The 14,578-nt window shown below is 71.7% G+C and carries 14 protein-coding genes; 8 read left to right on the top strand and 6 right to left on the bottom strand.

The window, feature by feature from the left end; all coding sequences use genetic code 11:
• Positions 1–156: 156 nt before the first annotated feature.
• The 3 genes from pdhA to MJ607_RS08285 are packed head-to-tail and all read left to right on the top strand — an operon-like array spanning position 157 to position 3,712.
• Positions 157–1,293 carry a pyruvate dehydrogenase (acetyl-transferring) E1 component subunit alpha gene (gene pdhA / locus MJ607_RS08295; RefSeq protein WP_243075087.1) on the top strand — a complete coding sequence of 379 codons (1,137 nt, stop codon included), beginning with the start codon at positions 157–159 and terminating at the stop codon, positions 1,291–1,293.
• Positions 1,290–2,300: an alpha-ketoacid dehydrogenase subunit beta gene (locus tag MJ607_RS08290; RefSeq protein ID WP_243075086.1), complete on the top strand. Its 1,011-nt coding sequence runs from the start codon at positions 1,290–1,292 to the stop codon at positions 2,298–2,300. Before pdhA ends, MJ607_RS08290 begins: the two co-directional genes overlap by 4 nt.
• Positions 2,297–3,712: a dihydrolipoamide acetyltransferase family protein gene (locus MJ607_RS08285; RefSeq protein ID WP_243075085.1), complete on the top strand. Its 1,416-nt coding sequence runs from the start codon at positions 2,297–2,299 to the stop codon at positions 3,710–3,712. Before MJ607_RS08290 ends, MJ607_RS08285 begins: the two co-directional genes overlap by 4 nt.
• A gap of 42 nt (positions 3,713–3,754) precedes the next feature.
• Here MJ607_RS08285 and MJ607_RS08280 read toward each other — a convergent pair whose 3' ends face one another.
• Complete coding sequence (locus MJ607_RS08280; RefSeq protein ID WP_243075084.1) at positions 3,755–5,584, bottom strand: alkaline phosphatase family protein; 1,830 nt, start codon at positions 5,582–5,584, stop codon at positions 3,755–3,757.
• A 25-nt stretch (positions 5,585–5,609) separates the two neighbouring features.
• Positions 5,610–6,206, bottom strand: coding sequence for a TetR/AcrR family transcriptional regulator (locus tag MJ607_RS08275; RefSeq protein WP_243075083.1), 597 nt, complete (start codon positions 6,204–6,206; stop codon positions 5,610–5,612).
• A 117-nt stretch (positions 6,207–6,323) separates the two neighbouring features.
• Between MJ607_RS08275 and MJ607_RS08270 the strand changes: the two genes are divergently transcribed.
• Genes MJ607_RS08270 through MJ607_RS08260 form a run of 3 tightly spaced genes read left to right on the top strand, consistent with a single transcriptional unit; the run spans position 6,324 to position 8,843 of the window.
• The gene (locus MJ607_RS08270; RefSeq protein ID WP_243075082.1) at positions 6,324–7,478 is read left to right on the top strand and encodes an acyl-CoA dehydrogenase family protein; all 1,155 of its coding nucleotides are present in this window, start codon (positions 6,324–6,326) and stop codon (positions 7,476–7,478) included.
• A 10-nt stretch (positions 7,479–7,488) separates the two neighbouring features.
• Positions 7,489–8,037, top strand: a complete 549-nt coding sequence (locus MJ607_RS08265; protein ID WP_243075081.1) for a MaoC family dehydratase — start codon at positions 7,489–7,491, stop codon at positions 8,035–8,037.
• Positions 8,034–8,843 (top strand): CoA ester lyase, encoded by an 810-nt coding sequence (locus MJ607_RS08260; RefSeq protein WP_243075080.1) that lies wholly within the window; start codon positions 8,034–8,036, stop codon positions 8,841–8,843. The genes MJ607_RS08265 and MJ607_RS08260 overlap by 4 nt, the downstream gene beginning before the upstream one ends.
• Positions 8,844–8,849: 6 nt before the next feature.
• Here MJ607_RS08260 and MJ607_RS08255 read toward each other — a convergent pair whose 3' ends face one another.
• From MJ607_RS08255 to MJ607_RS08245, 3 genes are read right to left on the bottom strand one after another with little or no spacing between them, the layout of a single operon-like run.
• On the bottom strand, positions 8,850–9,221 hold the full coding sequence (locus MJ607_RS08255; RefSeq protein WP_243075079.1) for an iron chaperone: 372 nt from the start codon (positions 9,219–9,221) through the stop codon (positions 8,850–8,852).
• 10 nt (positions 9,222–9,231) lie between these two features.
• Positions 9,232–9,837 carry a histidine phosphatase family protein gene (locus tag MJ607_RS08250; RefSeq protein ID WP_243075078.1) on the bottom strand — a complete coding sequence of 202 codons (606 nt, stop codon included), beginning with the start codon at positions 9,835–9,837 and terminating at the stop codon, positions 9,232–9,234.
• Positions 9,838–9,883: 46 nt separating this feature from the next.
• A complete protein-coding gene (locus tag MJ607_RS08245; RefSeq protein ID WP_243075077.1) occupies positions 9,884–10,735 on the bottom strand; it encodes a Sir2 family NAD-dependent protein deacetylase in 852 nt (283 codons plus the stop codon).
• 75 nt (positions 10,736–10,810) lie between these two features.
• Between MJ607_RS08245 and MJ607_RS08240 the strand changes: the two genes are divergently transcribed.
• A complete protein-coding gene (locus MJ607_RS08240) occupies positions 10,811–11,617 on the top strand; it encodes an RNA methyltransferase (RefSeq protein ID WP_243075076.1) in 807 nt (268 codons plus the stop codon).
• Positions 11,618–11,640: 23 nt separating this feature from the next.
• Here MJ607_RS08240 and MJ607_RS08235 read toward each other — a convergent pair whose 3' ends face one another.
• A complete protein-coding gene (locus MJ607_RS08235; protein ID WP_243075075.1) occupies positions 11,641–12,501 on the bottom strand; it encodes an SGNH/GDSL hydrolase family protein in 861 nt (286 codons plus the stop codon).
• 168 nt (positions 12,502–12,669) lie between these two features.
• Here MJ607_RS08235 and MJ607_RS08230 point away from each other — a divergent pair, with 168 nt between their 5' ends.
• Positions 12,670–14,511: a DEAD/DEAH box helicase gene (locus MJ607_RS08230; RefSeq protein WP_243075286.1), complete on the top strand. Its 1,842-nt coding sequence runs from the start codon at positions 12,670–12,672 to the stop codon at positions 14,509–14,511.
• Positions 14,512–14,578 lie beyond the last annotated feature (67 nt).

The following is a 14,578-nucleotide window of genomic DNA, read 5'->3' as shown; positions in this document are numbered from 1 at the left end:
TTAGCACGGCACAGGTGCACCTAACTACGCAACATGCTCAGAGATCTCAGTGATGCTTGAGCGAGGTGCAAGATCGACGTAATCTCGGCATTGTCGGCGACGTTGCCGGCGCTCGGAAGACGACCGCCTCACGAGGGCGGATCGCCTCACGAAGGGATGACGAAGATGCACACCCTCACACCGCACACGGATCACGCGACCGACGTCGACGACGTCGCGCGCCTCGTCACAGAGGACGGCGACCGCATCCCCGATCCGGAGCTCGACCGCTGGGTCGCCGACATCGACGCCGAGGCGCTGCGCGGGCTCTACCGCGACATGATGCTCGTGCGGAGGATCGACTCCGAGGGTATCGCCCTGCAGCGCCAGGGCCAGCTGGGCCTGTGGGCTCCGTGCCAGGGGCAGGAGGCGGTGCAGGTCGGCACCGCCCGCGCGCTCCGCCGCGACGACTTCGCCTTCCCGAGCTACCGCGAGATCGGCGTGCAGCACGTCCGCGGCGCGAAGCCCGCCGACTTCGTCATCGCATGGCGCGGCGAGGAGCACTCGACCTACAACCCGTACGACATCGGCACCGCGACGCCGCAGATCATCATCGGCGCGCAGAGCCTGCACGCCGTCGGCTACGCGATGGGCATCCAGCGCGACGGCACGGATCAGGTCGCGGCCGCGTACTTCGGCGACGGCGCATCGAGCCAGGGCGACGTCAACGAGGCCATGGTGTTCGCCTCCTCGTTCCGCGCTCCCGTCGTGTTCGTGTGCACGAACAACCAGTGGGCCATCTCCGAGCCCGTCACGGTCCAGGCGAGGTTCCCGATCGCGGGCCGCGCGCCGGGATTCGGCATCCCGAGCCTGCGCATCGACGGAAACGACGTCCTCGCGAGCCTTGCGGCGATGCGCTGGGCGATCGCGCACGCGCGCAGCGGCAAGGGCCCCGCCTTCATCGAGGCCGTCACCTACCGCATGGGCCCGCACACGACGTCGGACGACCCGACCCGCTATCGCGCCAAGGACGAGGTCGAGCGCTGGCGCCGCCGCGACCCGATCGCGCGCGTCGAGGCGCTCCTGCGCTCGCAGAACGAGTTCGGCGAGGACTTCCAGGCGGATGTCGCGGCCGACGCCGACCGCCTCGGCGCCGCTGTGCGCGCCGCGGCCCTCGGCGCCGTCTCGCGCGAGCCGATCGGCATCTTCGACCACGTCTACGAAGAGCCGCACACGGGCCTCGCCGAGCAGCGCGAGCACTTCGCCGCCTACCTCTCCGGCTTCGCGCCGAGCGACGCGGAGGTCGGGCGATGACGCAGCTCACGATGGCCAAGTCCATCAACGAGGGGCTTCGCCGCGCCATGGCCGACGACCCCAAGGTGCTCGTCATGGGGGAGGACATCGGCAAGCTCGGCGGCGTCTTCCGCGTGACGGACGGTCTGCTCGACGAGTTCGGCGCGCAGCGCGTCGTCGACACGCCGCTCGCCGAGTCCGGCATCATGGGCACCGCCGTGGGCCTCGCCTTCCGCGGCTACCGGCCCGTCGTCGAGATCCAGTTCGACGGCTTCGTCTACCCCGCGTTCGACCAGATCGTGTGCCAGGTCGCGAAGCTGCACTACCGCACGCGCGGCAACGTCAAGATGCCCCTCACGATCCGCATCCCGTGGGCGGGGGGAGTGGGAGCCGCCGAGCACCACTCCGAGTCGCCCGAGGCCTACTTCGTGCACACGTCGGGCCTGCGCGTCGTCGCGGTCTCGAACCCGCAGGACGCCTACATCATGCTGCGACAGGCGATCGCGAGTGACGACCCCGTCGTGTACTTCGAGCCCAAGCGCCTGTACCACACGAAGGGCGAGGTCGACCTCGGTGCGGACCTCGCGGACGCCCCGCCGATGGGGCTCGCCCGCATCGCCCGCGAAGGCAGCGACGTGACCCTTCTCACCTACGGCGCGCAGGTGCAGACGGCGATGGATGCCGCGACCGCCGCCGAGGACGACGGCATCTCGATCGAGGTCATCGACCTGCGCTCCATCTCGCCCGTGGACTACCGCACGGTCACGGCCTCGGTCCGCAAGACGGGACGCGTCGTCGTGACCCACGAGGCGGCACGCGAGGCGGGCGTCGGCGCCGAGCTCATCGCGAGCGTCACCGAGAAGTGCTTCCACTACCTCGAGTCCGCGCCCGTGCGCGTCACGGGCCACGACATCCCGTATCCGCCGGCCAAGCTCGAGAAGCACCACCTGCCGGATCTCGATCGGATCCTCGACGGCGTCGACCGGGTGCTCGACCGACCGAACAGCATGTCGGGGGTGGAGCTTTGATCACCGAGTTCCGCCTTCCCGACCTCGGCGAGGGCCTCCCCGAGGCCGAGCTCGTCCAGTGGCTCGTCGCCGAGGGCGACACCGTCACGCTCAACCAGACGATCGCCGAGGTCGAGACGGCGAAGGCCGTCGTCGAACTGCCCTCTCCGTACGCCGGGGTCGTCTCGAAGCTGCACGCCGCCGCGGGCGATGTCGTCGCGGTGGGGTCGGTGCTGATCGTCTTCGACGTCCTGGGGGAGGATGCCGCGCGTGCTCCGCAGTCCGGGAGCGCAGCCGACGCGGCATCGGTGGGGGCCGCCGCGGGACCCGATATTCCAGCGCCCGCGGCGACCCCCAATCTCGTCGGCTATGGGGCCGCCCCGCAGTCAGCGGGACGCCCGACGCGGCGCGCGCGGACCGTCGCGGCATCCGTCTCCTCCGCCGTCGCCGACACGGCAGTGCTGGAAGCTGCCCCCCACGACGTGCTGCACGCGCCTGACACCGTCGAGGCGCCGCTCGAGCGGCCGCGCTCGACCCCGCCCGTGCGCAAGCTCGCGAAGGACCTCGGCGTCGACCTCGCACTCGTCGAACCGACGGGCGCGACGGGACTCGTCACGCGCGCCGACGTCGAGGCCTACGCGGATCGCATCGGCGCCTCGGCGCCCGCGGCCGCCGAGCCCGTCGCCGAGCCTGCCCCGTCGTCGCCGGCCGCCCTCGTCGGCGGTCGCGTCGAGCGGGAGCGCCGCATCCCGATCCGCGGCGTCCGCAAGCACACCGCCGAGGCGATGGTGCGCAGCGCCTTCACGGCACCGCACGTCACGACGTTCCTGACGGTCGACGTCACCGCCACGACCGAGCTCATCGCGTCGCTCAAGGCGGACCGTGCGCTCGAGGGGCACCGCATCGGGATGCTCGCGGTCGTAGCGAAGGCTGTGTGCCTCGGGCTCGCCCGCACGCCCGAGCTCAACTCGCGGTGGGACGAGGAGCACGGCGAGATCGTCGAATTCGGCTACGTCAACCTCGGCATCGCGGCGGCGACCCAGCGCGGGCTCGTCGTCCCCAACATCCGCGACGCCGAGACGATGTCGCTCGTCGAGCTCGCTGACGCGATCGGCGCCCTCGCCGAGACGGCGCGCTCGGGCAAGACGCAGCCCGCCGACATGATGGGCGGCACGTTCTCGATCACGAACGTCGGCGTCTTCGGAGTGGACGCCGGCACGCCGATCCTCAATCCCGGGGAAGCCGGCATCCTCGCGCTGGGCGCCGTCCGGCGCCAGCCGTGGGAGCACCGCGGCGAGATCGCGCTGCGCGACGTCACGACGCTCGCCCTCTCGTTCGACCACCGCCTCGTGGACGGCGCGCAGGGCGCGCGCCTGCTCACTGACGTCGGCGCGGTCCTGCGGGAGCCCGGGCGCGCGATGCTGCTGCGCTGACGGGGAGGTGATGTCGCGGCCCCGCTCTGCGGGGCCGCGGCGTCAGTCGATCTTGGGGTAGAACAGCCCCAGGCCGTGCGCCTGCAGGATGCGATAGGCGTCCGCGTAGGTCTCGGGCTCGGGATGCTCCTGCGTGCGGTCGTAGCGCGCGAGCAGGAGGCCGAGCAGCCCGCGTCCGGGCGGGCTCAGGGGCTTGTCCTTGTGCGCGCCGGAGTGGAGCTCCGAGAACGAGTCCTCGTGGGGGTTCGGCGGCACGTACATGGGGTGCACGGCGGGCCACGAGGCCGGGTCGCGGGGCGTGTCGAGGTTGACGACCGAGAAGAGGTCGTTCGCCCCTGCATCCCGCCGCGTGAGCGGCCGCAGGCCGTGCAGGCGCGAGAGCGTCGCGATGACCGACCCGTGGTGCATCTCGTCGTGGATGATCGTGCCGGCGCGCGTGTAAGCAGACACCGCGATCGTCGGCACCCGCACGCCCAGGCGGTCGAATGCGAAGCCCATCTCGCCGGGCGGCGCGTCTTCGTGCGGCGGCGTCGCGGCGGGCGGGGGCACGTGGTCGTACGTGCCGCCGTGCTCGTCGAACGTGATGAGCAGGAGCGTGTTCATCGCGTTCGAACCCTGGGGGCTCGCGCTGGACTTGATGGCGTCGTAGATGCCCGCGACGACCTTTTCGCCCGCGCGCACGTCGGAGACGGCGGAGTCGACGACCGCGCTGCCGTCGATGTCGCTCGCGCGGAGCACGCCGAAGGGCGGGTGGAAGTCGTTGTGGTTGTACACGAGGCGCGGCTCGATGAACGAGTAGGCGGGCAGCTCGCCTTTCGCGGCATCCTCGTAGAACTGCGACATGTGCATGAATCGCTTCGTGCGCCAGTACCGCTCGACGGCGGGCGCGTGCAGGATCCCGGTGAGCGAGACGAGCTGCATCTCGTCGAAGTAGACCCGCCACGAGACGCCCGCCTCCTCAAGGCGGTCGAAGATCGTCGGCGCGGGATCCGCGTCGAGCCACTTGTCGTACCCGCCGCCGTGCTTGTTGGTGACGAAGCCGTGCGACGTCGACGCGTGGAAGAACGAGCGGTTGCAGTACGTCTGCGACGGCACGGCGGCGAACCACGCGTCGAACACCGCGAACTCGCGCGCGAGCGTCGAGAGGACGGGCAGCTGCTCGGGCGAGAAGCCGCCCATGATCTGGGATGCCTCGTCCGGCGTCGGCGCCGCGCCGTGGCGCAGGCGCGCGATGTTGTTGACGTAGTCGTGCAGGAACCCGTCCATCGTGGGCGCCGCGTCCGCGGCGGGAGCGTTGAACGGCGCCTGCATGTCGCCGATCTGGCTCGTCGCGTTGGCGGCGGGGCGGACCGTGCCGAACAGCTGCGTGTTGACGTGCGGGTACTCCTCGCCGGGATCGGGGTTTGGTGAGCCCATCACGACGTCGGTCGGTCCCGAATACGCGTGCGCGGCGACGCGCGTGCCGTCCGGGGCCGTGTTCGCGTAGTCGCCGAAGTCGAGGCCGTCGAACGTCTCGCCCGCCGCGAGCGTCTCACGGGTGTAGAGCCACCCGAGCATGTTGTCGAAGGACCGGTTCTCGCCCATGAAGACGACGACGTGGTCGAATCCGGGCTCGCGTCGCGGAGTGAGGGCGCCGTAGTCCTCCGCCCCTTCGCGGTGGCCGAGGGTCGTGCCGATCGAGGTGCCCGCCGCGGCGCCGACGGCTCCGCCGACCACGAGGCCCGCCGCCGCGATCCCGCCGTACTTCAGGAAGTCGCGGCGAGAGCTCGCGGAATCGTCGCGTGGGCGCGCGCCGGCAGCGGCATCCGTCCCGTCCTGCGCGGCCGTGCCCCCGTCCGCGCCGTCATCGGGGTCCTGGCCGTCCCGCGACATCGTGGGTCCAGCGTAGCGACCGGGCTCACGCCGAGAGGGCGGCGAGGGCCATGGACTCCAGGATGGGCCGGACAGTGCGGTCCGAGGCGGGCTGGCGGACGCCGCGCATGCTGTGCGGCGTGGAGTTGATGAGTCCGAAGCACGCGTGGGCGCGCACGCGCAGGTCGGCCTCTTCGCGGTCGGGATGCAGCTCGGCGAGGACGCCGATCCACAGCTCGACGTATTCGCGCTGGAGGCGGCGCACGCGGCGGCGGTCATCGTCGCGCAGACTCGCGAGGTCGCGATCCTGCACGCGGATGACGTCCGCGTCGCGCAGGGCGAAGTCGACGTGGAACGCGACGAGCGAGCGCAGTCGGGCGCCCGCTTCGGTGTCGCGCGCGAGCACGTCGCGCCCGCCGCCGAGGAGGCTCTCGCTCACGCGGAGGAGGATCGCCCCGAGGAGGGCCTGCTTGTTGGCGAAGTGGCGGTAGACCGCCGGCCCGCTCACGCCGACGGCGGCGCCGAGCTCTTCGAGGCTGACGCCGCTGAAGCCGCGTTCGGCGAACAGGCGAGCGGCCTCGTTGAGGATCGCCGCTTGGCGATCGGCCTTCGCACGGTCGCGCTCGGTGAGACCGCTTGTCATTTCAGTTAATCCTCGCTAACCTGGATAACCAGTTAGTGAACCCTAACCAGTGCGTGCGCATCGCGACAACGGCTGTGATGGGATCGTGACGTCGACGAGGATGACACGGAGCGCAGGATGCACCAGCACGACCTGAACGATGACGAGAACGAGCTCGCGAGGCTCGTGCGCGAGTTCGCCGACGAGGTGGTCGCGCCCGCCTCGTACGAGGCCGACCGCACCAAGACCCTGCCGCTCGACGTCGTCGCGCAGATGGGGGAGCTGGGGCTGTTCGGCCTGCCGTTCCCCGAGGAGTTCGGCGGGCAGGGCGGCGACTACATGGCGCTCTGCCTCGCGATCGAGGGGCTCGGCCGCGTCGACCAGTCGATCGCGATCACCCTCGAGGCGGGGGTGAGCCTCGGCGCGATGCCCGTCTTCCGGTTCGGCACCGACGCGCAGAAGCAGGAGCTGCTGCCGGATCTGCTCGCGGGCCGCGCGCTCGCCGGGTTCGGCCTGACCGAGCCAGAGGCGGGCTCCGACGCGGGCGCGACCCGCACGACGGCGCGCCTCGACGGCGGCGAATGGGTGATCAACGGATCGAAGCAGTTCATCACCAACTCCGGCACGGCGATCACGCGGTTCGTGACGGTCACGGCAGTGACCGGCGAGCGTGAAGGGCGCAAGGAGATCTCGACGATCATGGTGCCCAACGGCACTCCGGGCTTCACGGTCGAGGCGCCGTACGACAAGGTCGGCTGGCACGCCTCCGACACGCACCCGCTCACCTTCGTCGATGCGCGCGTGCCGGAGGGGAACCTCCTCGGCGAGCGCGGCCGCGGGTTCGCGAGCTTCCTGCACATCCTCGACGAGGGCCGCATCGCCATCGCGGCGCTCTCGACGGGGGCGGCGGAGGGATGCCTCGAGGCGGCCGTCGACTACGCGAAGAAGCGCACGGTCTTCGGCGAGCCGCTCTCGTCGCGGCAGAGCATCCAGTTCACGATCGCGCGCATGCAGGCGCGCGTGCACACGGCGCGCCTCGCGTGGCGTCACGCGGCGCGCCTGCGCGACTCCGGCAAGCCGTTCAAGACCGAGGCCGCGATCGCGAAGCTCACGGCGAGCGACGCCGCGATGGACAACGCGCGCGACGCGACGCAGGTGTTCGGCGGCAACGGCTTCATGAACGAGTACCCCGTCGCGCGTCACTACCGCGACTCGAAGATCCTCGAGATCGGCGAGGGCACGACCGAGGTGCAGCTGCTCGTGATCTCGCGCGCGCTCGGCCTCCACGGGTAGCGTGGCGAGCGTGAGCGAGGCGGGCGACGGCACGGGGTGGGACGCGAGCCATGAGGCGCCTCCGCGCGAGGTGCTCCAGCGGGGGCTCTACTTCGAAGAGCTCGAGGTCGGCGTCCGCTACGTCCACCGCCCCGGCCGGACGGCGACCGAGGCCGACAACGTCCTGTTCTCGTCCCTCACGATGAACGGCCAGGCGCTGCACCTCGATGCCGCCTTCTCGGCGACGCAGCCGTTCGGACAGCGGCTCATGAACTCGATGTGGACGCTCTCGACGATGGTCGGGGCATCCGTCGCGCAGATCACGCAGGGCACGCTCGTGGCCCAGTTGGGGATGACGGATGTCGCGTTCCCCGCTCCGCTCTTCCACGGCGACACGCTCTACACCGAGACCGAAGTCCTTCAGAAGCGGCGCTCGGCGTCGCGACCGGGTCAGGGGGTCGTCACGATGAAGCACACGGGCCGCAACCAGGACGGCGTGGTCGTCGCGACCGCGACGCGCGTCGCGCTCATGTGGTGCGCCGACGCCGACGCCGACACGCAGCAGCAGGGGACCGCATGAGCTTCGACCTCGGACCCGCGATCCTGTTCTGCCCCGCCGACCGCCCGGAGCGCTACGGCAAGGCGCTCGACCGCGCCGACGCCGTCATCCTCGACCTCGAGGACGCCGTCGCATCGGGCGACAAGACCGCGGCGCGCGGCGCGCTCATCGAGTCCGACCTCGACCCCGACCGGGTCATCGTGCGCGTCAACCCCGTCGGCACGAGGGACTTCGACGCCGACCTCAAGACCCTGTCGAACACGGACTACCGCACGATCATGCTCGCGAAGGCGGAGTCCGCCAAGCGCATCGCGAAGATCGACGCGCGCTTCACCGTCGTGGCCCTGCTCGAGACGGCGAAGGGCGTCGCGCACGCCGAGCGCATCGCCTCGCTCGACCGCGTCGTGGCGCTCATGTGGGGTGCGGAGGACCTCGTCGCGAGCCTCGGCGGCACCTCGAGCCGCAAGCCCAACGGCCGGTACCGCGACATCGCCCGCTACGCCCGGGCGCGCACGCTGCTGGCCGCGGGCGCCGAGGGCAAGGCCGCGATCGACGCCGTGCACCTCGACATCGCCGACGCGAAGCGCCTGAGGATCGAGGCGACGGATGCCGCTGCCACGGGCTTCGCCGCGACGGCGTGCATCCACCCGAGCCAGGTCCCGATCATCCGCGCGGCCTATCGGCCCGATGCGGCGCAGGTCTCGTGGGCGCGCGCCGTCCTCGCGGCGGCCGCGAACGAGCGCGGCGTCTTCGTCCACGCGGGCCGCATGGTCGACGAGCCCGTCCTGCGGCATGCGCGCGCGCTCGTGCGTCGCGCGGGGGAGTGATCCGGCCTACGAGGCGGCGCCGCGCTGCGCCACGACCTCGGCGGCGATCCGCGCGATGAGCTCGTCGGGCAGGGGCTGCGCGTGCGGGAAGGTCACCGAGTCCTTCTCGGCGCGGTAGGGAGCGACCTGCGCCTCGAGCGGCTCGGAGAGCGCGGGCACGGGGTACAGCCCGATGTGCTTCTTCCAGCCCGCGTAGTGCAGGGCGTAGCGCCCGCCGAGCATGACGGCGGCGATGCCGTACCGCACCTTCTCCTCGGGCTCCGCGCCCGTGCCGTCGCGCACCGCGGCGACGACGATGGCGCGGATCCGCGTCAGGCGCTCCGCGACGTCGAGCGGGAATCCCGAGATGTACTCGTCGACCGTCGCCGCAGCTGCCATGCCGCCGAGACTATGCGGCGATCGGCGTGTACGACAGCAGGCTCAGCCGCTCGCGCTCGAAGAGCACGGTGTGCACCGAGGCGTTCGCGAGCCGCTCGCCCTCGAGCGGCAGCTCGCCGCCGCTCGCGTGGCGGATCACCTCGCGGATGAGCGCACCGTGGGTCACGACGATGACGGATGCCGCTCCCGGCGCCGTCGCGCGGCGCACGTCGTGCGCGACCTTCGTGAGCCCCGCGAGCGCGCGCTCGCGCAGGTCTTCCCGGGTCTCGGCCTCGGGGACGTCCGTCCCGTGCCAGTCGCCCCACTGCGCGAAGTACTCCTCGACGCTCATGCCCTCGGCGACGCCGTAGCCGCGCTCGCGCAGCTCGGGGTAGAGGCGGGGTGCCGGCAGGCCCAGCTCGCCGGCGATGATCTCGGCGGTCTCGCGCGCCCGCGACAGGTCGCTCGCCACGACGACGGCCGGAAGCCGGGGGTCGAGCTTCTCGCGGAGGCCGGCCGCGGCATCCCGTGCCTGCTGGCGGCCCGTGTCGTTGAGCGGGATGTCGGTCGAACCCTGGATGCGTCGATCGCGGTTCCAGTCGGTCTCGCCATGGCGCACGAGGAGGAGAGTCGTCACGCTTCGAGCCTATCCGGCGCGTCTGGGAGGATGCGCCGCACGCCCGTCACCGCAGCGATGGGAGGGTGTCGGCGAAGGCGCGGAGGATGTCGCTCGTGCCGGCGTCGATCTTGACGGTCGCGCGTGCGTCGGCGCGCGTCTCGCCGCGGTTGACGATGACGACCGGGAGGCGACGGCGGCGCGCGCGCTCGACGAGCCGGATGCCGGAGTTGACGACGAGCGACGATCCCGCCACGACGAGCGCCTCGCTCGTGCGCACGAGCTGCTCGGCCTCGCGGAACTTCTCGGCGGGGATGAACTCGCCGAAGAAGACGACGTCGGGCTTGAGCATGCCGGCGCACACGCTGCACTCCGGCACGAGGAAGCCGTCGGTGCTCTCGGGCAGCACGTCGCCGTCGGGGCCGAGCTTGACGTTCGCGGGGACCGCGATCCAGGGGTTGTCGCGCTCGACGCGCTCGGCGAGGTCGCGGCGGTCGAAGACCTGGCCGCAGTGCGTGCAGAAGACGCGCCGCATCGTGCCGTGCAGCTCCACGACGCGGCGGCTGCCCGCACGCACGTGCAGTCCGTCGACGTTCTGCGTCACGACGCCCGTCGCGACGCCGGAGCCCTCGAGTCGCGCGAGCGCGAGGTGCCCATCGTTGGGAGCGGCCGACGCGAACGCCTTCCAGCCCAGGTGGCTGCCGACCCAGTACCGCCGGCGGGCCTCTTCGCTCGAGAGGAAGCGGTCGGCGGTCATGGGGGTGCGCACGGGCGCACCGCGGCCGCGATAGTCCGGGATGCCGGAATCGGTCGAGACGCCCGCACCCGTGAGGATCGCGACGCGGCGTCCGGCGAGGGCGTCGACGGCGCGCGCGAGGGAGTCCGTCGTCTGCGCGTCGAACCCGGTCACGATCGTCATGGCTCCCTTTCGCGTCCGAGAGTACGCCCGCCGGTTTTCGGGCGTGTTACGAGATGCGCATGGGAAGGTGGACGGATGCGTGTCATCCCTGTCGATTCGGCCGACGACGAGCGGCTCGCCGACTATCGGGATCTGACGGATGTCGCGCTGCGCCGCGTCCTCGAGCCCGAGGGCGGCCTCTACATGGCCGAGTCGGCCAAGGTCATCGCGCGGGCGATCGCCGCGGGGCACCGGCCCCGGTCGGTCCTCGTGCAGGAGAAGTGGCTCGACGACCTCGCGCCGATCCTCGCGGAGCAGCCCGACGTGCCCGTCTACGTGGCGTCCTCCGACGTCGCCGAGCGCATCACGGGGTACGTCGTGCATCGCGGCGCGCTCGCCGCGATGCACCGCCCCGAGCTCGCCTCGATCGCCGACGTCGTTGCGGGAGCGCGGCGGGTCGTCATCCTGGAGGACATCGTCGACCACACGAACGTCGGGGCGATCTTCCGCGCCGCGGCGGGGCTCGGCGCCGACGCCGTGCTCGTCTCGCAGCGCTGCGCCGATCCGCTGTACCGGCGGTCCGTGCGGGTGAGCATGGGGACCGTCTTCCAGGTGCCGTGGACGCGTCTGCCGAGGTGGACTGAGGCGCGCGGCATCCTGAACGGACTCGGCTTCCATCTCGCGGCGCTCGCGCTCGCCGACGATGCCGTGCCGCTCGACGAGTTCGCGGCGTCGGCGCCCGAACGCGTCGCCCTGCTGCTCGGCGCCGAAGGCGACGGTCTGAGCCGCGGCGCACTCGCCGTCGCCGACACCGTCGTGACGATCCCGATGGCGGGCGGCGTGGACTCGCTCAACGTCGCGGCGGCCTCCGCCGTCGCCGTGTGGGAGCTCCGCGTCCGCTGACAGGGCTCGTGGGATGCCGCGGGTCAGACCTGCTCGTCCGGGGGAGCGGAGTCGTCGCGCCCGGGTGCGATGGTCGTGATCGGCAGGGGAGCGGGGCGCTTGGCCGTGATGGCGTCGCCCGAGGACTGGTGCCGCACCCGCCGCAGCACCCACGGGACGAGGTACTCGCGTGCCCATACGAGGTCGACAGCGCGAGCCTCGCGCCACGTGCGCGTGGGGAGCGGGTCGGGCTGCATCGGCTGGAGGTCGTTGGGCACGTTGAGCGCGCGCAGCACCATGCGCGCGACCTCGTGATGTCCCAGTCGGTTGTAGTGCAGACGGTCGTCGTCGAAGAAGCGCATGTCCTGCACCTCTCGGAGGCCCCATTGATCGGCCACGATGCAGTCGTACCTGTCGGCGATCGCGCGGATGTTCTCGTTGTAGATCGCGACGCGACCGCGGATGCCGCGGAAGACCGGTGTGAAGTTCGTGTCGATGGCCGTGAACACCACAAGGGTCGCGCCCTCGCTGCTGAGGCGCACGACGGCGTCCTCGAACTGCTGCGCGACGGCGTCCGGGTCGGCGCCGGGGCGGATGACGTCGTTGCCGCCCGCCGAGAACGTGATCAGATCGGGCGCGAGGGCGAGCGCGGGCTCGACCTGCTCGGCGACGATCTGGCCGATGAGCCGGCCGCGCACCGCGAGGTTCGCGTAGGCGAAGTCGTCGACCTGCTGCGAGAGCACCTCCGCCGTGCGGTCCGCCCATCCGCGGAACCCGTTGGGGGCGGTCGGCTCGGGGTCGCCGACGCCCTCCGTGAACGAATCCCCGATCGCGACGTAGCGCCGCCACGGGTGGGCCTCCGCATTTGCGATGAACGGGGTGCGGTGATCGTCGCTGTGCGGCATCCGTCCTCCTTCGGTTTATGACCGTTAACCAGGGTAACGTCCGCGTTCCGCGTGCGCATGCACCCCCGTGTCGTCGGGCTCGTCTATCGTGGTCACTCGTGCCTTCGGGCGCAACGGAGGGGAGGCCGGTTGCACGACGACGCATCGCTCGCGACGGCGCCCGACGAGATCGCGGGCCTCGATTCCGGCGACCACGACCGCCCGCACCTCGGCAGCTTCGCCGCCGAGCACCTCTCGCCCTCGTACCCGCAGCGCGCGCCGTGGGGCACGGCCCAGCGCCTGCGCGCGTGGCAGGCCGAAGCGCTCGACCTGTACTTCGGGCTCGACGGCCCCGACGGGGTCGGCGGCGGGCCGCGCGATTTCCTCGCCGCCGCGACGCCGGGCGCCGGCAAGACGACCTTCGCCCTGCGCCTCGCGAGCGAGCTGCTGCGCCGCCGCATCATCGACCGCATCGTCGTGGTCGCCCCGACCGAGCACCTCAAGACGCAGTGGGCGGACGCGGGCGCCCGCGTCGGCATCCGGCTCGATCCGGCCTTCAGCAACCGCCACGCGGCACCCGCCCGGCATTACCACGGCGTCGCGGTCACGTACGCGCAGGTCGCGGTCAAGGCATCCGTCCACCAGCGCCTCGTCATGGATGCGCGCACGCTCGTGATCCTCGACGAGGTGCACCACGGTGGCGACGCGCTGAGCTGGGGCGACGCGCTGCGCGAGGCGTACAACCGCGCGACGCGACGCCTGCTGCTGTCGGGCACGCCGTTCCGCAGCGACACGGCCCCCATCCCGTTCGTCGAGTACCACCCCGACGAGAAGGGCATCCGCATCTCGCGGACCGACTACGCCTACGGCTACGGGCGCGCGCTCGAGGACGGCGTCGTGCGTCCCGTCATCTTCCTCGTGTACGCGGGGCAGATGCGCTGGCGCACCAAGACCGGCGACGAGATGGAAGCCCAGCTCGGCCAGGACAACACGAAGGACATCACGTCCCAGGCGTGGCGGACGGCGCTCGATCCCGAGGGCGACTGGATCCCGGCGGTGCTCCGCTCGGCGGACCGGCGCCTGACCGAGGTGCGTGCGCAGGTGCCGGACGCCGGCGGGCTCGTCATCGCGACGGATCAGACCGCGGCGCGCGCCTACGCCGAGATCCTGCGGGGCATCACGGGGGAGCAGCCCACCGTCGTGCTGTCCGACGAGGCCGAGGCGTCCTCGCGGATCGACGCGTTCTCGCAGGGCGATTCGCGCTGGATGGTCGCGGTGCGCATGGTGTCCGAGGGCGTCGACGTGCCGCGACTCGCGGTCGGCGTTTACGCGACGAGCGCCTCGACGCCGCTGTTCTTCGCGCAGGCCATCGGGCGCTTCGTGCGCGCGCGGCGGCGCGGCGAGACCGCGAGCGTCTTCCTGCCGAACGTGCCGCAGCTTCTCGGGCTCGCGAACGAGCTCGAGCGGCAGCGCGACCACGCTCTCGACCGCGACAGCGACGGCGAAGACGACTGGAACGCCGAAGAAGACCTCATGGACGCGGCGGAGCGCGAGGACAAGGCCTCCGACGCTCTGACGGAGGAGTTCACCTACCAGGCGCTCGGTTCACAGGCGCACTTCGACCGCGTCCTGTACGACGGGCGCGAGTTCGGGCAGCTCGCCGTGCCCGGCACGCCCGAGGAGGAGGAGTTCCTCGGGCTCCCCGGCCTTCTCGAGCCCGAGCACGTGCACGATCTGCTCATGCAGCGGCAGGCGCGGCAGGGCAGGCACCGCACGGCCCGAGAGGCTCGGGATGCCGCTCCCGGCGCCGACGCGCCCCCCGCGCCGCCGCAGGCCCTGCACCGCACGCTCAAAGAGCAGCGGCAGCTGCTCAACAGCCTCGTGGGCCTCTACGCGCGGCAGTCCGGCGAGCAGCACGGCGCCGTCCACGCCGAGCTGCGCCGCGTGTGCGGAGGACCGGACGTCGCGCACTCGACCGTCGTTCAGCTGCAGGCCCGGATCGACGTGCTGCGAGCCCGCGTCCGGTCCTGAGCGGGGTCTTCGGGACGGCAGGTTCGGAGTCCCGAAATGCTGTCAATCGGGGCTTTCCGCGCTCGAG

Origin of the sequence: Microbacterium sp. SS28, from assembly GCF_022761035.1 — a bacterium.
Classification (GTDB): domain Bacteria; phylum Actinomycetota; class Actinomycetes; order Actinomycetales; family Microbacteriaceae; genus Microbacterium.
This window is presented reverse-complemented; position numbering and strand designations above follow the sequence as displayed.